General features: G+C 64.4%; 18 protein-coding genes. 4 read left to right on the forward strand and 14 right to left on the reverse strand.

Annotated features, from left to right (window positions below):
- Positions 1-528 precede the first annotated feature (528 nt).
- From EGK76_RS05305 to EGK76_RS05335, 7 genes are all read right to left on the reverse strand, one after another.
- A complete protein-coding gene (locus EGK76_RS05305; RefSeq protein ID WP_123831887.1) occupies positions 529-936 on the reverse strand; it encodes a DUF4124 domain-containing protein in 408 nt (135 codons plus the stop codon).
- Positions 937-1,273: 337 nt separating this feature from the next.
- Entirely contained in the window at positions 1,274-1,513 is a 240-nt protein-coding gene (locus EGK76_RS05310) for a hypothetical protein (protein ID WP_123831888.1), read from the reverse strand.
- A gap of 391 nt (positions 1,514-1,904) precedes the next feature.
- The gene (locus EGK76_RS05315; protein WP_123831889.1) at positions 1,905-2,210 is read right to left on the reverse strand and encodes a GNAT family N-acetyltransferase; all 306 of its coding nucleotides are present in this window, start codon (positions 2,208-2,210) and stop codon (positions 1,905-1,907) included.
- 491 nt (positions 2,211-2,701) lie between these two features.
- Entirely contained in the window at positions 2,702-3,337 is a 636-nt protein-coding gene (locus EGK76_RS05320; protein WP_123831890.1) for an isochorismatase family protein, read from the reverse strand.
- Positions 3,338-3,524: 187 nt separating this feature from the next.
- Positions 3,525-5,000 carry an aldehyde dehydrogenase family protein gene (locus tag EGK76_RS05325; RefSeq protein WP_123831891.1) on the reverse strand — a complete coding sequence of 492 codons (1,476 nt, stop codon included), beginning with the start codon at positions 4,998-5,000 and terminating at the stop codon, positions 3,525-3,527.
- A 26-nt stretch (positions 5,001-5,026) separates the two neighbouring features.
- Complete coding sequence (locus EGK76_RS05330) at positions 5,027-6,106, reverse strand: MBL fold metallo-hydrolase (RefSeq protein WP_096298522.1); 1,080 nt, start codon at positions 6,104-6,106, stop codon at positions 5,027-5,029.
- A 44-nt stretch (positions 6,107-6,150) separates the two neighbouring features.
- Complete coding sequence (locus EGK76_RS05335; RefSeq protein ID WP_123831892.1) at positions 6,151-7,269, reverse strand: NAD(P)-dependent alcohol dehydrogenase; 1,119 nt, start codon at positions 7,267-7,269, stop codon at positions 6,151-6,153.
- 169 nt (positions 7,270-7,438) lie between these two features.
- On the opposite strand from EGK76_RS05335, the gene EGK76_RS05340 reads away from it, so the two are divergent.
- The gene (locus EGK76_RS05340; RefSeq protein WP_096300550.1) at positions 7,439-8,338 is read left to right on the forward strand and encodes a LysR family transcriptional regulator; all 900 of its coding nucleotides are present in this window, start codon (positions 7,439-7,441) and stop codon (positions 8,336-8,338) included.
- Here the strand turns inward: EGK76_RS05340 and EGK76_RS05345 are convergent.
- Positions 8,322-10,016, reverse strand: a complete 1,695-nt coding sequence (locus tag EGK76_RS05345) for an MFS transporter (protein WP_123831893.1) — start codon at positions 10,014-10,016, stop codon at positions 8,322-8,324. The genes EGK76_RS05340 and EGK76_RS05345 overlap by 17 nt on opposite strands.
- A 211-nt stretch (positions 10,017-10,227) precedes the next feature.
- Here EGK76_RS05345 and EGK76_RS05350 point away from each other — a divergent pair, with 211 nt between their 5' ends.
- The 3 genes from EGK76_RS05350 (at position 10,228) to EGK76_RS15520 (ending at position 13,157) form a co-directional block, all read left to right on the forward strand.
- Entirely contained in the window at positions 10,228-11,106 is an 879-nt protein-coding gene (locus EGK76_RS05350) for a pirin family protein (RefSeq protein ID WP_123831894.1), read from the forward strand.
- Between the two features lie 573 nt (positions 11,107-11,679).
- On the forward strand, positions 11,680-12,213 hold the full coding sequence (locus tag EGK76_RS05355; protein ID WP_199730853.1) for a hypothetical protein: 534 nt from the start codon (positions 11,680-11,682) through the stop codon (positions 12,211-12,213).
- A 248-nt stretch (positions 12,214-12,461) separates the two neighbouring features.
- Positions 12,462-13,157 (forward strand): nuclear transport factor 2 family protein, encoded by a 696-nt coding sequence (locus tag EGK76_RS15520; protein WP_199730854.1) that lies wholly within the window; start codon positions 12,462-12,464, stop codon positions 13,155-13,157.
- A 279-nt stretch (positions 13,158-13,436) separates the two neighbouring features.
- Here EGK76_RS15520 and EGK76_RS05365 read toward each other — a convergent pair whose 3' ends face one another.
- From EGK76_RS05365 to EGK76_RS05390, 6 genes are all read right to left on the reverse strand, one after another.
- Positions 13,437-14,516, reverse strand: a complete 1,080-nt coding sequence (locus tag EGK76_RS05365; RefSeq protein ID WP_233580165.1) for a L,D-transpeptidase — start codon at positions 14,514-14,516, stop codon at positions 13,437-13,439.
- 273 nt (positions 14,517-14,789) lie between these two features.
- Entirely contained in the window at positions 14,790-15,587 is a 798-nt protein-coding gene (locus EGK76_RS05370; RefSeq protein ID WP_123831895.1) for a transferase, read from the reverse strand.
- Positions 15,588-15,590: 3 nt separating this feature from the next.
- Positions 15,591-16,496 carry a 5'-nucleotidase gene (locus tag EGK76_RS05375; protein ID WP_096298511.1) on the reverse strand — a complete coding sequence of 302 codons (906 nt, stop codon included), beginning with the start codon at positions 16,494-16,496 and terminating at the stop codon, positions 15,591-15,593.
- Positions 16,497-16,549: 53 nt separating this feature from the next.
- On the reverse strand, positions 16,550-17,320 hold the full coding sequence (locus EGK76_RS05380) for an NAD kinase (protein ID WP_096298509.1): 771 nt from the start codon (positions 17,318-17,320) through the stop codon (positions 16,550-16,552).
- A gap of 205 nt (positions 17,321-17,525) precedes the next feature.
- A complete protein-coding gene (locus tag EGK76_RS05385) occupies positions 17,526-22,541 on the reverse strand; it encodes an NAD-glutamate dehydrogenase domain-containing protein (protein ID WP_123831896.1) in 5,016 nt (1,671 codons plus the stop codon).
- A gap of 177 nt (positions 22,542-22,718) precedes the next feature.
- Positions 22,719-23,867, reverse strand: coding sequence for an acyl-CoA dehydrogenase family protein (locus EGK76_RS05390; protein ID WP_123831897.1), 1,149 nt, complete (start codon positions 23,865-23,867; stop codon positions 22,719-22,721).
- Positions 23,868-23,923: the final 56 nt, after the last annotated feature.

Raw genomic sequence — 23,923 nt, forward strand, 5'->3', positions numbered from 1 at the left:
GCACTCTTCAATGCTCCGCGCACGCACTTAACGTGTACATCTGATGCACTAACGCATGTACATCGAAGTTCCCAACGCACAAAGGCGTAGACACATGTGCGACTTCCGTAGTTTTGGGTGTCCACCAATCCTTGGGATGAGTGATTCCGAAGTGTCGTAGCGGGCAGTAAGGCGGCTGGGAAGTTCCCTAAGCGCTTGTCCGCCGCGAGTGACAGAGAGCCTCTGCAGCTGCTTGAGAACAGCGCGTCGACACGAAGCGTTTCTTCCAACTACTACCCGGCACAACACGCCGGCTCTAGGACTGAGCCGCCACCTTCTTCGCGGCTACCTTCTTCTTTGCAGATTTGCCGCTCTTCGCCGCGGGCGATCTTTGTCGCCAAGCCGCCTCCAGCGTTGGTACATAGAGATTGAACTTGTCGTCCAACTGACGTGAGAATCTCGAGGCGCGCTCTTGCATCGAGCACGGGGTCGAGCGCTATCTGAGCCGACTGTTCGAACGTATTCTTCCGTGGCGCTATGCCCGCCCCCTTAGCGTCCCGGCCCGCGGGAGTGGTTGCAGTGTTCTGAGACGACGCTAGAGCCGGTGCGGAGGGAATCGATGTTGCGGTGGCCGTTGGTGGCAGTGCCATGACCGAAAACGGCTTTCGCTGCACCGCAGGCAGCATCTGACTTGATGCGGCCGGTGGCACTCATGGTTTGGCCATACGCAGGCGCGAGGGCATCTCGAGATCCACCAGCCGAAGGCACGAAGTTGCGGACAGCGCGCCCATCTACTTCGGCGTGTGTCGGCGTATAGACGCGATCAAGACGCTGGCCTTGCGGACAGGGTTCCGACTGGTAGGTGGCGGCACCCTGCCAGTTGACGCATTTGTGGACGTCCTGAGCGACGGCTGGTGTGCTGATCGCAGCAAGAGCCGCGACGATGAGTCCTTTCATGATCCGCTCCCCGCAACGGTGACGGAATCATACCCGCAGAGGTGCCCCCATCCATCGCGGCTCCCGAATGCTCCGGGCTGCATAGCAGCCGACGTCACGGGCTACATTCGCCGTAGGACGCGATTTCCAGCTTCCGGCCCCCTGCCCTGTACGTCGGCAGGCGGCCGAGCACGTCCCTGCAGTTCCTGGATCGGCGGCTTGTTGGGCCGGTCTGGTCGTTGACCGTCGAATGGACGAATCGGAATGCGAAGTTTTACCGCCGCCTTGGCGACACTCGTGATACTAAGCACAGCTCCTCGCGCGCCATCGAGCGATCGAGGAGGCCTGCACCGGCTGGCTAGTCGATGACAATCAAGGGTGCAATCTCGGGCGACAAAACCTGGTCGGTGTGGGGTTTCGGATCGTTCCGCGAGTAATGGAAGGTGCTCTTGGTGGTCAAATGGGAGTCATGTCGAGCCGACGAGTCCCAGGTCGAGCGCGAAGGCAGTGGCGACCGCATCGGCGGCCCGGCCAGTCGCGGATTCAGCGCGATGTGCTTGTACTCAATGAAGGCGTCGAGCGCGGCGTGGCCGTTCAACCTGTCAAGTCCAGACAGCTTGACCCACCCTACTCCGTACCGTCGTACACCTTCGCCCAACCGTTCACGAGGACCCTGCCCGGCTCCAGGGCATGGGCTACCCGCAGGGCGCGTTCGAGGTCGCGTGGGAAAATGCTGGCCGACAACCGCAGTCACTGTCGTTGGCGAGCTGATCGTTCGTTCTCATCGCAGAAGCGCTGGATGGAGAGAACGGGAACAAAGGACTTTTCCTGCACGATAACGAGGCTGTTGCTGGCGAGCTCAAGTACGATTGTGGGCACTGCTCAGCCACAGATCGTCTTGCAAGCCTGGGGCAGAAATACCCGCCATCACTTCGTTTTTTCACACGACAAAGTCGTGGCAAGCATGATCGGTCGAGCGCATAACCGCCTCACTGCTGGATGACATCCACCCACTCCGGATGCTTCAGCGACTGCGCTCGCACGTAGGGGCAGAGCGGTATAACGCGATAACCCTTGACTCGGGCGTCCGCAATCAGGGCCTCGACCAGTGCCAAGGCGGCGCCCGTGCCGCGGAGCGTATCGGGTGCGAAAGTGCGGTCTGCAATGACCAATACATCCGAAGTCTTCGAGATGGTCAGTTCGCCCTCTCCGTCGACACCAGTGATACGGGCGACAAAGCGACCCTTGTGGCCTTGATCCTCGTATGAAATCCGAACTGCAGGTTTCTCGCTCATTTCAGCCTCTGTGAAGATGATGGACAGATGAGTGCACACCCGAGCGGCACGCGCCACGGCGGGGCCGGCGCAGAGCGATGAATGGTTCGCTCATTCGCACTTCTCCTTGCAGGCTGCTTGGTGGTAGGCGAAGTAGCGACCCTACCACCAGCAGATGTCAGACCTTCGCCTACTTCTTGGCTGATTCCTCGGCCGCCTTTTCGGCGTCGCCTGCGGCGACGTGGACGGGCACCGGGATCGTGGTGTTTGCATGCTTGCTGCGAGTCGTGCTCCGACGGAGCGCAGCGCAGAGTTAAAGCTCTCGTTCTGGTCCGGCGGCTTGGCACCCTGACAGTCACCGGCCTCTGGCCAGGCCCAGGCCTTCGCTGCCGCGCCGGACAGATGCGAGTCGTCGAGCGGTCAAAGGCGCGCCGGCCGACAACATCGGGAAGGAGCATTTGAATCGAGGGCCCAGAAAGCCTGTCGCAGACCAACGATCCTGGGCTGATCCTTCAGCGTGTGCCTTCCTTGAGGCCTTGAAGTTGCCATACCCAGCGCAATCCGTGACCACTTGCAGTGCCCATTTCTACGGCGAGGTTCACCACGTCTGTCGCGGTGCTCTCGTACTTCCAGTCGCGCTGCAATTCACTCAGATAAGCCAATGAGGTGATTGGCCGGGTGCCGGCCTGAATCATTCGCTGCACTGCGCGCTCATGCGCTTCCGGACTGCTGCCACCCGAGGCGTCGGTCACGATATAGACCTCGTACCCCGCAGCCAGGGAAGACAGGACCGGCATGGCCAAGCAGACCTCGGTCCAAAGACCGGCCATCACGAGCTTCTTCTTCCCCGTCGCCTCTACCCAATCAACAACACGTTGATCGTCCCACGAGTTCAATCCGGTTCGATCGATCGGTACCTGCTCGGGGTCGATCGCCTGGATTTCCTTGATGAGCTCCTGACGTTCGGCGAATGCGGTCGTGAACAACGTCGGCACATCGAAGATCTTTGCCGTGCGAGCGGTGATCACTGCGTTCGAAACCACCTCTTCCACGGTATGGGATCGCACAGAAAGCAACTGAAGGTACTGATGATCAATCATGATCAGCGCGTGGTTGTCGGGCGTGAGCAAAGTGTCATCTTTTGACATAATGGAAATCCTTCTGAGTTGTTGCACGAGTGAATGTCTCTTTCCCTTGACTTGGGAGAAGACTGAGGCCGCGTTGGCCCGATCCAGAGTTGGCTCGTGTTGCGACATGGGCAGTTATCAACCGGACGTAACGCCACCGAGACAATGCGCTCGCCGCCTTCAAGTGGGGGGTGATTGCAGCGCCATCTCAGCGCGGCGGCCACGTCGACGGTCCAGCCAAACCAGGCTTCAGCGCGATGTGCTTGTACTCGATGAAGTCATCAAGCGCGGCATGCCCGTTGAGCCTGCCCAGGCCCGATTGCTTGAACCCACCCTCTTCCGTGCCGTCATATACCTTCGCCCAATCATTCACAAAGACGCTGCCAGCCTCCAGCGCCCCGGCGACGCGCAGGGCGCGGTCGATATCGCGAGTCCAGACGCTGGCTGATAACCCGTAATCGCTGTCATTGGCAAGCGCGACGGCTTCCGCTTCATGGCTGAAACGCTGGATGGTGAGAACCGGACCGAACGTTTCTTCCTGCACGATCGCCAGGCTGTTGTCGGTGACTTCGAGCATGGCGGGCTGGAAGAAAGCACCTTTTGCCAGCGGACCGCTGGTCAGCGGCCCGCCTCGGACAACCGCTGTCGCACCATGCACCAAGGCTTGCCTGACGACTTCGTCGACGCGTGAGACATTCGCCTTGTCGATCAGCGGCCCCATGTCGCTTGCCGGATCGGAGGCAGGTCCGACCCGCACCTTGCGCAGCCGGTCCGCAAGTCCATCGCGGACGACGTCGTAGACCGCGTCTTGAACGAGAAGCCGGGAACCGGTCATGCAGAACTGGCCGGCGAAAACCGTCAGCGCCTTTTCGAGCACAGGCAGCATGGGCTGAATGTCCGCGTCATCGAACACGATCATGGGCGCCTTGCCGCCCAGCTCGAGTCCAAAACGCTTCATCCGGCGCGCGCCGACCGCCCCGATAAGCGCCCCGGTCTTCGTGCTTCCTGTGAAGCTGATCGTGGGCACATCCGCACTTTCCACCAACAGTGCGGCGCCCTCTGATCCGCTCTCCGCGAAGATGTTCATGACGCCGGCCGGGAGATCTGTCACGTCGGCGAAAATCTCTGCCAGCACGGCCGCAGTCTGCGCGACCTGGCCGGGCATCTTCACCACCACCGTGCATCCTGCCGCCAGGGCCGGCGCGAACGACCTGGTCCCCAGGATGACTGGCGAGTTCCAAGGCACGATCACGCCTGCCACACCCATGGGCTGGCGCAGGATGATTGAAAGGCACCCGGGTCGCGGCTGCGTGGCGCGTCCCGCCTCCGTGCGCGCCATCCCGGCCCAGTAGCGCAGCTTGCTGGGGCTCCCATCGACTTCGAGTGCAGCTTCGCCACGAACCTTGCCGTTCTCGAGCGAAAGGATGTCAAGCAGCCGATCCCGGTTCCCCTCGATCGCAGCCGCCATCTGGTCGAGAACCCTGGCGCGAAGTTCGGTGTCGTGCGCCCAGCCCGTGCCGCGAAAAGCGCCGGAGGCAGCCTTGATGGCGGCAGCTGCAGCTGCGCCGCCCTCATCGGCGTAGTCTCCGATGGATTCATAGGTCGCTGGATTGATGGAGTTGCTGCGCTTCGACGAAGAGACGAAGCGGCCGTCGATCCAGTTATTGGCAGAGTAAGTGGCCATCAATGATTGATCCGGATCCTGTCAGGTCAGGCGAGGAACGGCGGAGGGTTCTCGCCGCGCAGCCGGTAGTTGGGCCGCGGCCGCTCAAGGCGGATCGACTCCATGACGGTATAGGCGTGATACTTGGTCTGCGTGGTCACACCCGCCAAACGCTCAGACCAGAGCTTGCCATTGCTGGTCTTCTTCTCGAGCACGTGCTTGGTGGCGTAGTTGACCATCGAGTTGATCCAGTTCTCACTTCCAACCCAGAAGCGGTCGAGACCTGGCTTCAGCAGGATATCGATGAGCCGGTCGGATCTCGAGTAGATATCGATGGCCGCCTGCGCACCTTCAAGAATGTCGGCGAAATACTCGATCGACTCCTTGACAAGTTCGGGCGTGCCGTACTTCATGTGATGACCGGCGACGAGGAAGTCGAAGTCATACTCCATGATCTGGTGCTGGGCCTCGTACCATGCGGTGATATTCTGCGAGGCATCGCAGTGCATGAAAGTCGCACTGCCAGGGCTGATGATGTCGATGCAGGTCAGCACCTTCTGGGCAGGTGCGTAGATGAAGATATTGCCGGGGCAATGGTTTTCACCCTTGTAGGACAGCTCCAGGGTCACGCCACCAACCGTCAGCACATGCTCCTTGTCGAAAGTCAGCGTCGGAAGCGGCCGGCCCGGATCCGGGAACCGCTCCAGCAGTTCTTTCGTGATTTCGTGCGCCACAATCTCGACGTCCGGTCCGTAGACCGAGGCGGCGCCGATATGGTCGGTGTGCCAATGGCTGTAGATCACATGCGTCACCGGCTTGTCGGTGACCTCCTCGATCGCAGCCAGCATGTTCTCGCCGAGCGTCGGTGGAGCATCAATCGCGATCACGCCTTCTTCCGTTACGACGAACGCCGCGTCATAGCCACCGCTGGTGACCCAGTAGAAACCGTCGCGAAGCTCTTCGCAGTGGTAGCCGAGCTTCTTGAAGCGCTCGCTCCAGAAATACGGTGGGTAATATTCCGGCGGGTCGAGGGGATGCTCGCCCGCTTCCGGAAAGCCGTAACGGTCGATTCCGAAAAACGCGGGGGTATCCGAAGCCGTGATCGGCTTCTGGTGGTTGTCGCACATGGTTGGTGTCCTGTTTCGTTGAAAGTGGAGTGGGGGCAGACCAATCAGTCAGCTGGAATATCGAAGCGCAGCACGGCCTTGATGACGCGGCCCGCAGCCACGTCATCGAACGCCTGGTTGATTTCAGAGAAGTCGTAGAAGGTGATGAGCCGGTCGAACGGGAAACGACCGCTGCGATAGAGCCCGATCAATTCGGGAATCATCAGCGCCGACACGGCATCGCCCTGGATAATGCCCTGCAGCGTCTGCCCGACTGACAGGCGCGACACGTCGACAGTCGCCCCCGAGTGGGCGTTGAACGCAACGAAGCCGAAATGACCCAGCGGCGCGAGGGCGCCAACGCCCGCATCAAGGTTCGCCGCACGTCCGCTGGTATCCAGTACGAATTCGACGCCCCGCTGTTCGATCTGTCGGATCGCTGCGGACACGTCCACTCCACCCGCTGCGTTGACGACGTGGGTCGCACCAAGCTCCTTCGCAAGCTCCAGCCTTGGCTCATTCACGTCGATGGCGATGATGGTGGCGGCATCAGCCACCTTGGCGGCCATGATCGCGGCAAGACCGACCGCACCGACGCCGAAGATAGCGACAGTGGCGCCGACCGGAACCTTCATCGCCGTCAATATCGCTCCGGCACCGGTCTGCAAGCCGCAGCCGAGCGGTCCGAGGATTTCCAATGGAATGTCGCTTGGCACCTTGATGGTGTTGCGCTGGTGGGCAAGCGCGTAGGTGGCGAACGAGGATTGGCCGAAGAAATGGGCATGGAGGTCGCCCGCGTCTTGCGCACTCACACCGATGGAGCCATCCAGCCTGGCACCTGCGAAGTTGGCTTCCCAGACCTTGTCGCAATAGGCGGGATGAGCGGACAGACAGGGCTTGCACTGCCCGCATGAATGGTAGGAAAGCAGGACGTGGTCGCCGGGCTTCAGGTGAGTCACCGTTGATCCGACGCGCTCAACGATGCCCGCGCCCTCGTGGCCCAGAATTGCCGGCAATGGAGCCGCCAACAACTGCTGGCGGACATGCGCGTCGGTCGCGCAGATGCCTGTTGCAACCATCCGGACCAGCACCTCGTCCGGCCGGGGATCATCAATGGTGACATCGCGCATGACGAAGGGGGTGTCCTTTTGTTCGATCACGGCTGCTCGCGCTGGAGTGTTCACGGATGCACACTCCTGGCAGACAGGGGAATTCTTGACTTTCTCGAGTGGGTCATCGGCGTTTCCATCGGAAGTGATCAGGGTCTGCAGGCAGCGCTTGCTCGACCTTTCGCTCAGGTTATTGATTCTGTAGTGTCGCGCTACCCACAAAATCCGGAAGTTGGAGTTGCTGATGTCGGACCGCCTGCCCGTTGACTTGGTGGATGTCATTGCGTTCGTTGAGGTGGTCGAGACAGGAGGCATTGCGAACGCTGCCGCACGCCTTGGCATTGCCAAATCCATCGTCAGCCGCCGCGTCAGTCGCCTGGAGGCCGTCCTCGGCGCTCAATTGCTGACCCGAACGCCGAGAGGTACGACGCCAACCGATATTGGCCGTGAGTACCATGCACGCGCTGGCGCCGGCCTTGCGGAACTGGAGTCGGCGCAGGAGGTCGTCAACAAGTTGACGACTGACGTTTCCGGCCAGCTCCGCATCCAGGTTCAAACCGCGTTCGGCGAGTTTGTTCTTGCGCCGCTGCTCGCCGAGTTTGCGCTGCTCCATCCGCGCGTCCAGTTCGACATTCGCTTCGAGGATCGTCTGGCCGACATGACCGCCGAAGCCTATGACCTCTCGATCTGGGTGGGTGCTGTCTCGGACCAGACGCTCATCACGCGCAAACTCGCCAGGGTTGATTGGGTAGTCGTCGCCAGCCCGGGCTATCTGGATGCACGAGGACGGCCGGACACCCCCTCCGAAATGGCCTCGCACGACGCCCTGCTACATGCCATGGATACTGGTCATTGGCGTTTCCGAGGCGTGGGGGGCTGGGAGCATGTGCGCATGAACTCCCGCTTCCGCACCAGTAACGGACAAATGCTCCTGGCCGCCGCACGTGCGGATCTGGGCATGACCGTCGTTCCGAAGTTCATGGTTGAGGATTTGCTGAGGCGAGGCGAGCTGGAAGCGGTGCTGCCTGCCCATCCACACGAAGGCGCCGATCTGCATATCTTCATGCCGGCTGCCCGATCCCGTATCGCCAGGGTGCGTGCGCTGGTGGACTTCTTGTACGAGAGGATCACCCCGGAGGTCTGAGCAGATCGACTGCGCTTGGGACCGGCTGGTGCCAAGCTGCCACGACCAGTGCAACCCCCAGCAATGCAAGGGCGGCAAACGCGACTGCCGAAGCGCTACTGGGGCGAGGTGGTCGCCAGTGGCTGTTGATCGACTGGGCAATGGGCGTGGCGACCGGCCCGGGTTGAGAAGTCGGGCCACCGGCGCGTTCGTTCCCGAGTTCTGCCAGCCTCCGCCGTATCCGTAGAATGAGCAGGACCGCGAGATAGATCGTCGTGAACCCCGCGATGACGGCTACCAGGCGCGACGTGTCCATCATTGCGTCCAGTGTGGTTCCGCCCACCGCCCGGCTCCCGTCATGGTGGCTCCCCAGCAGCGCTGGACCCGCGAGCGCGCCGAGCGCGTTGACGATCCCGAACAGGACGATGAAGCTGATCAGCTCCCGGCTGCCGTGCTGCAGTGCGTTGGTGATGCCCAGGAGTAACGCGGGTCCTAGAAAGAACGTCCCCGCAAACGCGATGGCAGCCTGAGTCAGGTAGAAGCGCTGCAGATGATGCTGGCCGTCCGACACGCTGTCGACAAGCGCAGCAAGGGCGATGATTCCTACGGACAGCATCATCGGCCTTGCAAGCTTCTCGGCATTCACTGTGAGGGCGCTAACGAGAACCCCAGCGACGGCTCCGCCCAACATGGCCATCGATAGCATGGCGAGTTGCTGCGCCGTACCACCCAGTTCCCCCATTACGCCGATCGCGAATGCCTGCTCTGCCAATACAATCCGCGCCATGAATATCGCGACAGCGAAGCGCGCGACGTCCCCACGCCCGAGCCAACGAAGGTTCAACAGGGGTGTCTGGCGGCACGTCTCGATCGCGCCTGCTACCACCAACGCCGGTATGGCGATGAAAAGCGACGCGACGATCCACGGCGCCTGACACCACCCCTCCCATCGGCCCAGGCCCAGCACAGCAGCAATCAGTGCCAGGCCGCTGCCCATCAGAACGAACGTCAACAAGTCGAGCGGCTGGAGAACGCGAACCCGCTCTGCCGGCGGCAGGCGCAGCATCCCCAATGCCGCAAGTGAAAGCAGAGCGAGTCCCGCCTCGAGCAGAAACAGTGAGCGCCACCCGTGGCTGGCCAGTAAGGCTGGCGAAAGGACGTGCGCCAAAGGTATCGCGCATTGCGTCACTCCGATGCCAAGCACAAGACCCCGCAAACGCCATCTTGCGGGGAAAGCCTGCATCATGTTGAAGAGACAAAGCGGTATCAGTGCTACCGCAACGAAACCGCTGATCGCGCGCACCAGCAGCGTTGTCTCATAGCCCGGCGCGAACACGAGTATCAGGGCCAGAACGGCATGCAGGGTCAGGAATGTCAGGGCGAAGCGGCGCAGGCCGTATTGCTGGCGAACCTTGATCAACAGCAGGTTGGCCGACACAGCGCTCATCACATAACTGGTCGATAGCCACGCCACTTGATGTGTGCTCAGGTCCAGCATTTGTTGTAGTTGGAGCGTGTTGACGCTCACCAGCGCGCTGCTTAAACCCGCAGTTATCCCAACCAGCACTGCGACGAACGCATAGGCCAGTCGAGTCGCTGGCCCATGTGTCGGCGTTGCAGGGGATCCGGGTACGGGAGAGCGCTCATGCTCGGGAAACTCCACGACCTCCTCCTCCAGAAGGTCTCGGAATCTGCGCATCGGGCGACGCTCACGCTGGCTGTCGAGGTGATCTTGCACCACGCAACAATAGACCGCTGACCGCCAGTCCTTGGGTTGCGCTTTGAGCAATGCTGGGTTCTCGAACCCGTGTCTAGATGAAAGTCGGACGGATCCGGATTATTGGCCGCGCTACGGAGGCGACGTCAACCCAGGACAGGAACCGCCTTACACCAGGAGAAGGACTTGGCCAATGCTTGAGAGATCGATTGATCGTGTCACCAGAACACCCGCGCTCGGTCCCGGCTTCGGTGGCGACAGGCATAAGGCCGCCCTGGTCATTGCACCTGGCGATCTGCGCGCGACCGATCCTTTCTTTCTCATGGCCGATGACAACATCACGCTCGGTGGAAGTTTCGGGGAGTCGCACCCCCATGCCGGGCTCGAGACCGTCACCTTCATGCTCAACGGCACGATGGAGGATACCGGGGGGCGTCTGGAGGAAGGCGATGTCGAATGGATGACGGCCGGCAGTGGCATCGTCCATTCCGAGAATGCGACGGTCTCCTCCGGGATGCGTCTCCTGCAGCTTTGGGTGATCCTCCCTGAAGCGCATCGCAACATGTCACCACGCGTGCAGATCCTGCGCCGCGCAGAGATGCCGGTGCATGCGGAGCCTGGGGTCTTGGCGACGGTGTACAGCGGCAAGTCGGGAGAAGCGACGGCGCCTACGGTGAACGCCGCTCCGATAACCTTGGTGGACATCCGGCTGGAGCCGCGGGCCAGTTTCGCATCCCATCTACCAGCCTCCCGGAACGCGTTTGTCGTGGTAATCGACGGCGAGGTGGAGGCTGGCGCCACAGGCGAGAGACTCGCCCAAGATACGGTTGGCTGGTCTGCCTCCATTGGCGGAGGCGAGAGTCTGCTCATGTTGCGGGCGGGAGATAGTGGCGCTCGTCTGCTGCTTTACGCCGGCCAGCCGCAGAACATTCCTGTGGTTGCGAAGGGTCCGTTCATCGCCGGCTCCCACGAGGAACTGGCCCGATACTATTCCGAATATCGGGCGGGAAAGTTCCCCCGCGCCGGCACGATGCGGCCTGTCCCCTCTGCCGACAGCCGCGCGTCCGACTGAAGGACGCCGGTCGCCGCGGGTAATCGATGGCCAGTAGGCCGTCCGAGACGAGACGCATGGATCGTGGGGATTGGTGTCCGGGCCGGCGTTCATGCCCGCCGGCAGCGAAGCAGGCTGGATCGGTGGGACGTCAAAGCAGGTCCAGGCAGAGCATCGCCGCCCTCCCCTTGCGCGGAATCGCCGGTGCCCGCCGATCGCCTCCCAAAGGGCGCCAGCTGCACCCTCGGCGATTGTCGACCGACGGACGCGCAGAGCACTTCGATGTCTGCTGTGACGTTGCTGCACGAGCGACACAGCACCACAGGAAACGGCGCTACCCCACCCCGCCTTTGGATGAGAGGCTTCTGAAATCTTCTTCTTTCCGTAGCTCGACGGGATGCGTCTTATCAGGAGCGACCCGGAATATCCGCCGGCTGCATCTGGCTGCCTCCCGCGACGCAAAGCGTGAGAACCAGCCTTCCAGATCGGCAGCGCACCGTTGGCGCCAATACACAACGTTCGGCGGCGCGGGGCAATGCCGTCAAACCGACATCCAGCGAGCAATCGCTCTGTAAACCTCGAGGGGAAAATGCAATGACACACGACGTCTATACGAGGACTGCGAAAATCACCGACGCCCAGGCTCCGAGTGTGGCCACGCCCGCCGGCTCCGACAGCCCGCTCGCGCTGCTGCAGGCCGTCCTGCGGAATCCAGCCGATCTCGACCACGTGCGGCGGCTTACGAGCGACGACTTCATCTACGTTTCGCTCAACTACGACAATCCGGAACTGAAGCGGATCATGCCCTGGGCTGGTACCACTGCTGGTGCTGAGGGGCTGGTCCAGACCTTCAAGGATGTATTCACTGCATGGTCGGCAGAGGCGTTCGAAACGCAGGACAGCTTCGAGAATGCCGATGGCGCCGCCATCTTCGGCTACTTCACCTACCGCTCCAACACGCTCGGAAAGACGGTCACTTCACCACTGTCGATCCTGGCGCGGTCCAAAGGCGGCAAGCTCAGCTTCGTACAGTTCATGGAAGACACGTTCGCAACTGTACGCAGCTTCCGCGAAAGCGGCACATACCGGATCAAAGCCAATCCCGAGGGTCCGGAGCTCGACGTCTGAGTGATGTGTCAGATGGATGGGCTGCGCACGTCGGCCGCTCAACGTCGTGGGTGCCGTGACATCGGCCGACCCCATGTGGGCGTAGACCAGTTCGAATCGGCGGATTTCCAGCGACTGCGCGAACCTCGCGCTCCGCTGCACTGTCGGCTGCATCCTCATCCGCACACGGTGCAACACACCCCCCTGTCTCCCATCAACCACCGGAAGAAACGACGATGGCACTGGAGCGATTCCCTGTCGGGACGGAAATGGAAGTTTCCTATCCCGAGTTCAAGGTCAGCCTGCGTTTGCTGTCGACAACGCAGCTGGCGTTCGAGATCACGGAAGGACCGTTTGCACGGGCCGAGGTCGTGGACATCCACGTCGTACCGCTGGGGAACGGCCTGTTCGCCGTCAGCTGGCAGGAGCAGGACGGCGCCACGGTGGCCCAGGTCCAGGACTACGATCGGCAGGTCGTGTACTCATGCGCGACCCTGCCCGATGGTCGTCTGCTACGGATGACCGGGTCGATCGCGATCAACGCGCCTTCCGCCGTCGCCCAGGATCACCGCCCCCGACGCAACAAGGCCCTGGTGCTCGAGGCGATGACCCGCCTGTTCCAGCAGCGTGATGCGCCCGCTGTCGGGCAGCTCTACGCGCGGGATTACATGCAGCACAACCCGGAAATCGCCCAGGGGCGCGATGCGCTGCAGGAACTCGTGGCGGGGCTGTCCGACGCTGTCCACTACGAGCCGGGCCTGGTCGTCGCCGAAGGCGACCTGGTCGCCATCCATGGGCGTATCCGCGGCTGGGCGGCGACGCCACGGGTGGTCGTGGACCTGTTCCGGATCAAGAACGGCAGGCTCGCCGAGCACTGGGACGTGCTGCAGCAGGAGATCCCGGTGGCAGCGGCGCGGGCCGGTATTGCGATGTTCGACAAGGATGAGGGCGCGCGTCTGCGCTGACGCCATGGTGGCTGGAGCGAGCGGCGGGACAGGGCACGGTTGAGATGATCATCGAGCACCGGCGCCGCAGCCCCGCTAGCGCCATTGAGTTCGGCCGCGTGCTGCCGTTTGCGCCAGTCCACCATGCGGGCCCGGACATCGTGTTCGAAGACATCGGCTCCCTGGACATTGCGGCCGGCGTCACTCGCAGGGCGGGGTTCTGTTCCCGGCCACCTGCCCGTTCTCCACGCAGATGATGCTTCGGCCCCAGACAGCGATCCGATGGGCGCGATGCGACGTTCACAGATCCGGCGGATCCGCGTTGATCAGTTGCAGGCTCGGCCCGGTGCTCTCTGCAAGCAGATGCAGATCGGTCAGCAACAGCACCACACCCGGCTGCAGCAGCGGAAGCACCTGAGCCGTGAACTGCGGCGGCAGGCTGACGCGCTTCACCTGGTCAGCGGGCAGAATCTCGCCTGCCTCGCGCTCGTGTCCGGGGATTCCGATCCGGCGCCAGGTCGGCAGCCCTCCGGGATCAGTGCTCGCGACCTGGTAGGCATGGGTGCCCGCCGGCGGTGCCCCATCCCGGAACTCGACCTGGGCGCGCCCGATCTCGATGCCGTTGCGCAGCACGACCAGGCGCCGATCGATGGTGCTCAGGACCATGGACAACGGGCCCTGGGGCGACTTCTCCGGCTCCCACCGGTATTGGGTCCCGGGTCCGAGTGGCGGCATCACGGCCAGCGCCCCCGTGGCGGGATCGATCGGACTGGTCACGAGCGGATGGACCAGGTCCGACGGCGAAGCCCGGTCCTTGGCGATGACCACCACCATGCCGAGGTGGCTGGACTCGAACAGCAGGCGTGCGAACTCCGTGGGCAGATGGATGCAGCCGTGCGATTCGGGATAGCCGGGCAAGCCGCCCGCATGCAATGCCACGCCCTCCCATGTCAGCCGCTGCTGGTAAGGCATGGGTGCATTGTTGTACACGTTGGAGCGGTGGTCCTTGTCCTTCTGCAGGATGGTGAACACGCCGGTGGGCGTCGCGTAGCCGGGCTTGCCGCTGCTGATCGACGACACCCCGATGAGGAGCCCGTTGCGATACACGTAGGCGCGCTGTTCGGTGAGGCTGACCACGACCGCCATCGGCCCCATGTCCTTCGCATCCCCGCCCCACACCCATTCGCCCGGGCGCAATGCGGCAGGTGGCGTGCCTGCGGGGCTGGACTTCGCCGCCCCCCAGTGCGGCACCGCCATCGCTGGGCCGGACAACAAAAACAAGAGCAGCAGGCCAGGCAGGATCCGGGACATCGCGCACTCCGCTCCGAGGTGGGCTTCCAACGAGGTCGCGTTCCGGCCTTCTGGGCGGGGCCGCGGCACCTTCGGCACTCTACCGCGGGCGCATGTGACCGCCACGCAATGTCCAGGCTGCGCGGCGCTTCATGGCGGAAGTTCCGGGGCCTGCGCCGTGATCGAGCCCCGGACGGGCCTGGGTCTCGACGGGAAGACTGCGCGACCCAGGGCGTCCCGATGAATCCGGGCCCCTGGAACTGCAGGGGCGACGGATTGGCCATCTGGCCGCTGCGGTGCACACACGACTGCGGTGCACCCACGACCACTGGCCGGCAAGCACCACGCGCGCCGGGAAGACGGCTACCGCCCGATCAGCGTGCGCTGCCGCACGATGCGCACCGCCATGCGGTGGAACACCTCGGGCAACAACGAGCGGATCGTCAGCGGAACGCGCTCGGTCAGCGCCTGCGCGTCTAGCGCCGGCAGCGGCCCGCGCCAAGCGAACGCAACCCGGTTGCTCATCTTGGGCTCGTCGAACACCAGTACGCGGTCTTCGCCGAAGGCTCGGCGCAGCTTGGCGACATGGGTCTCGGGATCGCGCACGTACAGGTTGCAGGCCATCACCCCGGTGCCGGTCAGCGCGTCGCGGCAGGCGTCATAGAACGCCTGCTTGGACAGTTCGGCGGGAATGCCCTGCGCGTCGTAGCCGTCCACCAGCAGAATGTCGAAGCTGTCGGGGCGTGCCTCGAGGAAGCGGAACCCGTCGTCGACGACGACCGCCAACCGCTCGTCATCGTCGGGGATGCCGAATTCGCCGCGCAGCGCGACCACGTGCGGATTGTTCTCGACCGCGACGATGCGTGTATCGGGAAGGTGCCGGTAGGCGAATTTCGCCTGCGAGCCGCCGCCCAGCCCCACCAGGCCCAGCACCGCGGGTGCGGGCTGCCACAGCAGCGTCGCGAACATGGTGCGGGTGTAGTCGATCAACAGGCGATCGGCATCGCCATCGACCATGCGGCTCTGGGTCTGTCGACGCACGAACTGCAGCGAGACCAGCCCGTCATGGCGCCTGACATAGGGCTTGCGCGGCTCTGCCGCCCTGCCCCGCAAGCGGTCGAGCCAGCGGCCGATCCGGCTGCGCGCGTCCTTGTCCGCCATGGCTCAGCGATTCGACCAGCCGTGCGGCACATGTCCGGCGGCAACGTGCGGACGCGCCGAATCGATGTTGTGCTGCGAGTCGTCGAAGAAGATGTCCGCACCGAATGCGTCGAGGAACGGTCCCTTCGGCCGTCCGCCGAGGAACAGCGCTTCATCAAGGCGCACGCCCCAGGCCCGCAACGTACGGATCACCCGCTCGTGCGCCGGGGCCGAACGTGCGGTCACGAGCGCGGTGCGGATCGGCGCGTCCTTGCCGGGCGGATATGCCGCCTGCAGGTCGTGGAGCGCGGCGAGGAAACCGCGGAACGGGCCGCCGGTCATCTCTTCGCGTGCGCGCTCGCGCTCGTGTTTGTGGAAGGCCTCGATGCCGCCTTCCTGCGAGACACGCTCGCCTTCGTCGCCAAAGATCACCGCATCGCCATCGAAGGCGATGCGCAGCTGGTCGGAGCGGTGTGCCGCCGCGCGCGCGGGGATGATCGTGGCCGCGGCGATGCCGTGCTCCAAAGCACGGCGCACCGAATCCGGATTCGCCGACAGGAACAGCTGGGTGCCGAATGGCTTGATGTAGGGCCAGACCGGCTCGCCCGAGGTGAACGTGGCGCGGCTGATCGTCAGCCCGTGGTGCTGGATCGAATTGAAGATGCGCAGGCCCGTGTCGGCCGAGTTGCGCGACAGCAGGATCACCTCGACATGCGGCGCTTCCGCGGCGGCGTCCACGTTCAGGGCCAGCAGCTTGCGCACTAGCGGGAACGCGATGCCCGGCTCGAGGATGTCGTCCTCGTGGGCGCGCTGGTGCTCGGCATAGGCGTCAATGCCTTCGGCCTCGAACAGCGCGTGGCTGTCCTCAAGATCGAACAGGGCGCGCGAGGAAATCGCGACGGTCAGGGTTGGAACGGACAGGTCGGGCATATGCGAATTATGCGCGATGGCAGCGCTGCGCCGTGATCGGCGAGGCCTGACGTTCAGACCACGAACTGTTCGCTGAGGATGCGCTCTTCGAGATTGTGTTCCGGGTCGAACAGCAGGGTGACCGTGCGTTCGCGGGATTCGTGGATGGTCACTTCGACGACATCGCGCACTTCATGCGAGTCCGCCGTCACGCTGACCGGGCGCTTGTAGGGATCGAGGACACGGAAGCGCACCCGGGTCTCGGCGCGCAAAATCGCCCCGCGCCAGCGCCGCGGCCGGAACGGCGCGATGGGGGTCAGTGCGACCACGCCGGCACCCAGCGGCAGGATCGGGCCATGCGCGGAGAAGTTGTAGGCGGTACTGCCGGCGGCGGTCGAAAGGATCACCCCGTCGGCGACCAGTTCCTCGAGCCGGGTGGTGCCGTTGAGATCGATGCGCAGGTGCGCGGCCTGGCGCGTCTGGCGCAGCAGTGACACCTCGTTGTAGGCCAGCGAAGTGACCGTCGAGCCGGCCTCGGTTTCGGCCTGCATCTCCAGCGGGCGCAGCACCGCCGGCTCCGCGCGCGCGATCCGCGCGAGCAGATCGTCCTCGCGATGCTGGTTCATCAGGAAACCGACCGTGCCCAGCTTCATGCCGTAGACCGGCTTGCCGAGATGCCCGTATCGATGCAGCGTCTGCAGCATGAAGCCGTCGCCGCCGAGCGGCACCAGCACGTCGGCTGCCTCCGGTTCGCACTGGCCGTGCAGCGCCGTCAGCGTGGCGAGCGCGCTCTGGGCGACGTCGGTCTGGCTGGCAACGAAAGCGATACGGGGCGTTGCGGTCATCGGCGGGCCGGTGCTTGAACGTCGGCGCGCAGCTTAGCGCAGCTGTCGTCCGGGCGCGTTTCCCACGGCAATCTCGCGTACGCGGCGACCACAACGAAGAAGGCCCTCGCGAGCGAGGGCCTTCGATGATTTCCCGAAGCGGAGCGGTTCCGCTTGGAGATCCGCCGACAGCGGAAGGCGCAGCAGCGCGCCTTCCGCCCACCGGTCAGCTGCGCTGCACCAGCTGCGAAACGCGCTGCACCGCCACCGACGCGGTCGGATAGTCGAGCGACTTCTGCGCCGCCAGCTCGCCAAGCATGGCGAGGGTGAACCGCAGCGCGGAATCGTCGCGATCCAGCCATGCCTGCACCTTGGCTTCCGGCGTGGCCCCGGGCATCGACAGCACCTGCGAAACGAGCGCGCGGTGCTGCTGGCCGAGTTCCTCGCGCAGCACGCCGCGGGCAACCGCGTGCCAGCGGCCGTCGACCTCCAGCGCGTCGATCTGCGCCGTCAGCCAGGGCAGGTTGAGCGCCTCGCCAAGGCGGAAGTGCAGACGGGCGACCTCGACCGGCTTCTGCTTGCGCTCGCTCGCGACCTCGATGATGTCCCAGGCCGCCTCCAGGTACGGAAGCGCTGCCAGCTCCACGGCGAGATCGCCGGGTACGCCCTTCTCGCGCCACGCCTGCAGGCTCGCGTCATGCTCGGCGCGCTGGCCTTCGGCAATGATCTGGCTGCCGTCGCGGATCGCGTGGAATCCGTCGTGATAGCGCTTGACCGCGGTGGTGATGTCCGGGATCGCGCCCGGGCGCGCCAGCAGCCAGCGGGTGAACGCACGCTGCAGGTTCCAGATCACTTCCAGTGCGTCGACCTGCACCGATTCCGGCACCAGGCTGTCGAGCGCGTCGATCTTGCCCCACAGCGTCCGCGCCTCGATCGTCTCGCGGGTGATCGTGAACGCCTTGGCGATCTCGCCCGGCGAGCGGCCGCTGTCTTCCTGCATGCGCATCAGGAACGTCGCGCCCATGCGGTTGATCATGGTGTTGGTCACCGCGGTCGCGATGATCTCGCGCTTGAGCCGGTGGCCTTCCATCACGTCCGCGTACTTCTTCTGCAGCGGCATCGGGAAGTAGCGCTGCAACTCGCGCGACAGGTAGGGATCTTCCGGGATGTCGGAATCGAGCATCTGGTCGAAGGCGACGAGCTTGGAGTACGACAGGAGCACCGCCAGTTCGGGGCGCGTCAGGCCCATGCCCTTGACCTTGCGCTCGGACATCTCCGCATCCGACGGCAGGTATTCGATCTGCCGGTCGAGCAGACCCTGCGCTTCCAGGGTGCGGATGAAGTGGCGCTTGGAGCCCAGGCGGGAGACGCTCATCCGCTCCATCAGGCTCAGCGCCTGGTTCTGGCGGTAGTTGTCCCACAGCACCAGGCCGGCAACCTCGTCGGTCATCGAGGCCAGCAGCTTGTTGCGGGCGGGTACCGTCAGCTTCTTCGACTGCACCACCGCATTGAGCAGGATCTTGATGTTGACCTCGTGGTCGGACGTGTCCACGCCCGCCGAGTTGTCGATGAAGTCGGTATTGAGCAGCACGCCGTGCATCGCAGCTTCGATCCGGCCGAGCTGGGTCATGCCCAGGTTGCCGCCCTCGCCCACTACCTTGCAGCGCAGGTCACGGCCGTCCACGCGCAGCGCATTGTTGGCGCGATCGCCGACATCGGCGTGCTGCTCGCTGGATGCCTTGACGTAGGTACCGATGCCGCCGTTCCACAGCAGGTCGACCGGCGCACGCAGGATTGCCGACATCAGCTCGTTCGGGCTGAGTGCCTCGACCTCGCTGCCGATGCCCAGCACCTCGCGCGCCTGCGCCGACAGCGGGATCGACTTGGCCGTACGTGGCCATACCCCGCCGCCCTTGGCGATCAACGCCTTGTCGTAGTCCTCCCAGCTCGAACGCGGCAGCGCGAACAGCCGCTGCCGCTCGGCGAACGAACGCGCCGCGTCAGGATCCGGGTCAATGAAGATGTGCCGGTGATCGAACGCAGCGACCAGGCGGATGTGTTGCGACAACAGCATGCCGTTGCCGAACACGTCGCCGGACATGTCGCCGATGCCCACGCAGGTGAAGTCCTCGGTCTGCGAATTGCGGCCCATCGCGCGGAAGTGGCGCTTGACCGATTCCCAGGCGCCGCGTGCGGTAATGCCCATGCCCTTGTGGTCGTAGCCGACCGAACCGCCCGAGGCGAACGCGTCGTCGAGCCAGAAGCCGTGCTCGCGGGCGATGCCGTTGGCGATGTCGGAGAACGTCGCGGTGCCCTTGTCGGCTGCGACCACCAGGTAGGGGTCGTTATCGTCATGACGGACGACGTCGCGCGGCGGCACGATCTTGCCGTCGACGATGTTGTCGGTGATCTGCAGCAGGCCGTTGATGAACATCTTGTAGCAGGCGACGCCTTCGGCGAACTGCGCGTCGCGATCGCCGCCGACCGGCGGACGCTTGACGATGAAGCCGCCCTTCGAACCCACCGGCACGATGACGGTGTTCTTGACCATCTGCGCCTTGACCAGGCCCAGCACTTCGGTGCGGAAGTCCTCGCGTCGATCCGACCAGCGCAGGCCGCCACGTGCGACCGGGCCGAAGCGCAGGTGCACGCCTTCCACGCGCGGCCCATAGACGAAGATCTCGCGGTAGGGACGCGGCTTGGGCAGTTCCGGCACGCGCGCCGAATCGAACTTGAAGCTGATCGTCTCGAGCAGGCCGCCGTCGCGGCTGCGCTGGTAGTAGCTCGTGCGCAGGGTCGCATCGATGACGCCCAGGTAGCTGCGCAGGATGCGATCCTCGTCGAGGCTGGACACACGGTCCAGCAGCCCCTTGAGTGCGGCGCGGGCAGCTTCGTACTGGGTCGCACGGTCGTTGCCGCGGGCGTCGATCAGCGGACGCAGGATCGCCAGGGTCGCGTCGTCGCCCTTGGAGAGCGCCTGCAGCTGCGCGGTGAAGCCCTCAACGCCGGCGGCGATCTGCTCGCCGCTTTCCTGGCCGGTGGCCGGGTCGAAGCGTGCCTCGAACACCTCGACCAGCAGCCGCGCCAGCAGCGGATAACGGTTGAGCGTGTCCTCGACATAGGCCTGCGAGAACGGCACGCCGACCTGCTGCAGATACTTGCTGTAGCCGCGCAGCATCGCGACCTGGCGCCAGTCCAGGTCGGCGCCCAGGACCAGGCGGTTGAAGCCGTCGTTCTCGGCGTCGCCACTCCAGACCCGGTCGAAGGCTTCGGTGAAAGCCTGCGCGCGCGCTTCGACATCGATGTCGCCGGCGATCGCCTCGACATAGAAGTCCTGCAGGAACAGCGCGGCGCCATCGAGTTCGATCCGGGTCGGATGCTCGGCGATCACCCGCAGACCCAGGTTCTCCATCACCGGCAACACGTCCGACAGCGGAATATGCGCATCGCGCCGATAGAGCTTGAAGTGCAGCACCGACTCGGCGCTGGTCGGTAGCGGGTGGGTGTAGAAGCTCAGCTGCAGCGCGTCCGATACGGCGGTCGCGGCGAGCTTTTCGACATCGGTCGCCGCTGCCGCAGGCGACGCGAACTCGATGTACGCCGGCGTCAGCGCCCGGCCGATGCGGTTCGACAGGCGCAGGCCTTCGGCTTCGCCATGACGGCGCACCAGCTCGTCGCGCAGATCGTCCTGCCAGTTGCGCACGATTCCCTGCAGCGCCTGCTCGAGCGCAGCCTGGTCGATGTCGGTGGCGACGCCCGAACGCGGGCGCACGATCAGGTGTACCTGCGCCAGTGGCGATTCGCCCAGCACCACGCTGGCGTCGACGTGGTCGGCCTGCAGCACATCGCGCAGCAGCTGCTCGATGCGGTGGCGCACGTCGGTGTTGAAGCGGTCGCGCGGGATGTAGGCCAGGACCGAGTAGAAGCGACCGTAACGGTCCTTGCGCAGGAACAGGCGGCTGCGCACGCGCTCCTGCAGGCCGAGGATGCCCGTGCCCAGGCGATACAGCTCCTCGGGCGTCGACTGGAACAGCTCGTCGCGTGGCAGCGTCTCGAGCAGGTGCCGCAGCGCCTTGCCGCTGTGGCCGGTCGGCTTGAGCCCCGACGCGTTCATGACGTGCTCGAAGCGTTCGCGCACCAGCGGGATGTCCCAGGGCCGGCGCGTGTAGGCGCTCGAGGTGTAGAGGCCGACGAAGCGCTGTTCGCCGGTCACATTGCCATTGGCGTCGTAGCGCAGGACGCCGATGTAATCCATGTAGCCCGGACGGTGGACGGTCGATCGCGCACTGGTCTTGGTGAGGATCAGGGCGTCGATCAGGCCTTCGCGGCGCAGCGCGTCCGCGCCCAGCTCGCTGAGCGGTCGCGACTTCACCGCGCCCGGCGTACGCAGCAGGCCCAGTCCGCTGCCCTCGACGGGCTCGAGGCGCGCGTCGCCACCCTTGCGGCGCACCTTGTACTCGCGGTAGCCGAAGAAGGTGAAATGGTCATTGGCAGCCCAGCGCAGGAATTCCTGCGCCTCGGCGCGGTTGGCATCCGCCACCGGAATGGAACGCGCAGGCAGATCGCCGGCGACCTCGAGCATCCGCTCGCGCATCTGCGGCCAGTCGGCAACGATCACGCGCACGTCGTCGAGCACCCGTCGCACCAGCGCTTCGATGCGCTTGTTGTCTTCCGGCGTCTGCCGGTCGATCTCCAGATGCATCACCGATTCGACTTCGCCCTCGCCCACCGCGGTCAGGCGGCCGCCGCGGTCGCGCTTGATCGACACCACCGGGTGGCCGAGCACATGGACACCGATGCCCTGCTCGGCCAACGTCATCGTCACCGAGTCGACCAGGAACGGCATGTCGTCATTGACGATCTGCAGGACCGTATGCGGCGACTCCCAGCCGTGGGTCTGCATCGCCGGGTTGAACAGGCGCACGTTCGCGGCGCCAGGCTTGCGCTTGCTCGCGAAGGCGTAGAGATCGGCCGCCAGGGCCGCCCAGCCGTCGGCGCTGTGCAGGGCCACCTCTTCTTCGGTCATGCGCCGGTAGAAGGCCTGGGCGAATGCGCTGGCGTCCTTGTGCGCATCCTTGCCGGCGAGGCGGCGCACGGCATCGAAGATCGGATCGAGCAGGCCGCTGCCGGCGCGACGCGAGGCAGTGTCGGCCTTCTTTCCGGCGGTTGCGGATTTTTTCGGGGTCGCAGCCTTGGCGGTGGCCTTGGAAGCGGCGTCAGCTGTCTTGCGGGATGAGGTCATGACGACAAACGGTCCGATGCAATGAGGCCCGCGTTCTCACGCGGGCCAACGGGAAAGGAAATGCACGCAGACGCGGCCGCACGGGCGGCCGGGTCGGGAACGGATGCCGCCGCGCGCCCGAAGGGGCGACGCGGACGGCGGATACGCACGGAACTGACACGGAACAACAACATGGGATCAGCGCAGGCCCGTCTCGTTGCGGGCGATGACCAGCCGCTGGATCTCGCTGGTGCCTTCATAGATCTCGGTGATCTTGGCGTCGCGGAAATAGCGCTCGATCGGCATCTCCTTCGAATAGCCCATGCCGCCATGGATCTGCAGCGCCTGGTGGGTGATCCACATGGCCGCTTCGGATGCGGTGAGCTTGGCGATCGCCGCCTCGTTGCTGAAGCGCTTGCCCTGGCCCTTGAGCCAGGCTGCGCGCAGCGTCAGCAGCAGGGCCGCGTCGAGCTTGCACTTCATGTCGGCGATCTTGGCCTGGGTCATCTGGAATGCGCCGATCGGCTGGCCGAAGGCCTTGCGCTCCTTGACGTAGGCGATCGTCGCCTCGTACGCGGCACGGGCGATACCGATGGCCTGGGAGGCGATGCCGATGCGGCCGGCATCGAGTACGCCCATCGCGATCTTGAAGCCCTGGCCTTCTTCGCCGAGCACGTCGGACGCCTGGGCGACGTAATTCTCGAACTCGATCTCGCAGGTCGCCGAGGCGCGGATGCCGAGCTTGGGCTCGGTCTTGCCGCGGAGAAAGCCCTCGCGGGTGCCATCGACGAGGAAGGCGGTGATCCCGCGTGCGCCCTTGTCCGGCTCGGTCATCGCGAAGAGGACGAAATACTTGGCGACGGGCCCGGAGGTGATCCAGCTCTTCTTGCCGTTGATGACATAACTGCCATCGGCCTGCTTGACCGCGCGGCACTTCATCGCCGTCGCATCGGAGCCCGACTGCGGCTCGGTGAGTGCGAACGCGCCAATCTCGCGGCCCTCGGCGATCGCGCGGACATAGGTCTGCTTCTGCTCCTCGGTGCCGTGAGTGAGGATGCCGTTGCAGAACAGGGAGTTGTTGACCGACATGATCGTCGAGTGCGCAGCATCGGCGGCGGCAACCTCGATCATCGCCAGCACGTAGGAGATCGGATCCATGCCCGCGCCGCCGTAGGCGTCGGACACTTCGATGCCCATCAGCCCGTTCTCGCCCAGCACGCGCATGTTCTCGATCGGGAACTCACCCGTGCGGTCGTGGTGTTCGGCGCTGGGCGCGATCTTCTCCTGTGCGATCCGGCGCGCGATGTCCTGGATCATCAACTGCTCTTCGCTGAAACCGAACTCCACGGATACAACTCCTGGTCGAAAACAATCCGCAGATTGTAGCCGTCCCGCCGGGGGAA

Source organism: Luteimonas sp. 100069 (assembly GCF_003813845.1).
Classification (GTDB): domain Bacteria; phylum Pseudomonadota; class Gammaproteobacteria; order Xanthomonadales; family Xanthomonadaceae; genus Luteimonas; species Luteimonas chenhongjianii.

Bases quoted from the DNA above. Each gene is read 5' to 3' on its own strand.
- EGK76_RS05370 (WP_123831895.1), bottom strand. From the start codon at position 15,587: ATGGCGGACAAGGACGCGCGCAGCCGGATCGGCCGCTGGCTCGACCGC.
- EGK76_RS05350 (WP_123831894.1), top strand. From the start codon at position 10,228: ATGCTTGAGAGATCGATTGATCGTGTCACCAGAACACCCGCGCTCGGT.
- EGK76_RS05345 (WP_123831893.1), bottom strand. From the start codon at position 10,016: ATGCGCAGATTCCGAGACCTTCTGGAGGAGGAGGTCGTGGAGTTTCCC.
- EGK76_RS05315 (WP_123831889.1), bottom strand. From the start codon at position 2,210: ATGAGCGAGAAACCTGCAGTTCGGATTTCATACGAGGATCAAGGCCAC.
- EGK76_RS05330 (WP_096298522.1), bottom strand. From the start codon at position 6,106: ATGTGCGACAACCACCAGAAGCCGATCACGGCTTCGGATACCCCCGCG.
- EGK76_RS15520 (WP_199730854.1), top strand. From the start codon at position 12,462: ATGGAAGTTTCCTATCCCGAGTTCAAGGTCAGCCTGCGTTTGCTGTCG.
- EGK76_RS05375 (WP_096298511.1), bottom strand. From the start codon at position 16,496: ATGCCCGACCTGTCCGTTCCAACCCTGACCGTCGCGATTTCCTCGCGC.
- EGK76_RS05385 (WP_123831896.1), bottom strand. From the start codon at position 22,541: ATGACCTCATCCCGCAAGACAGCTGACGCCGCTTCCAAGGCCACCGCC.
- EGK76_RS05320 (WP_123831890.1), bottom strand. From the start codon at position 3,337: ATGTCAAAAGATGACACTTTGCTCACGCCCGACAACCACGCGCTGATC.
- EGK76_RS05305 (WP_123831887.1), bottom strand. From the start codon at position 936: ATGAAAGGACTCATCGTCGCGGCTCTTGCTGCGATCAGCACACCAGCC.
- EGK76_RS05325 (WP_123831891.1), bottom strand. From the start codon at position 5,000: ATGGCCACTTACTCTGCCAATAACTGGATCGACGGCCGCTTCGTCTCT.
- EGK76_RS05380 (WP_096298509.1), bottom strand. From the start codon at position 17,320: ATGACCGCAACGCCCCGTATCGCTTTCGTTGCCAGCCAGACCGACGTC.
- EGK76_RS05340 (WP_096300550.1), top strand. From the start codon at position 7,439: ATGTCGGACCGCCTGCCCGTTGACTTGGTGGATGTCATTGCGTTCGTT.
- EGK76_RS05355 (WP_199730853.1), top strand. From the start codon at position 11,680: ATGACACACGACGTCTATACGAGGACTGCGAAAATCACCGACGCCCAG.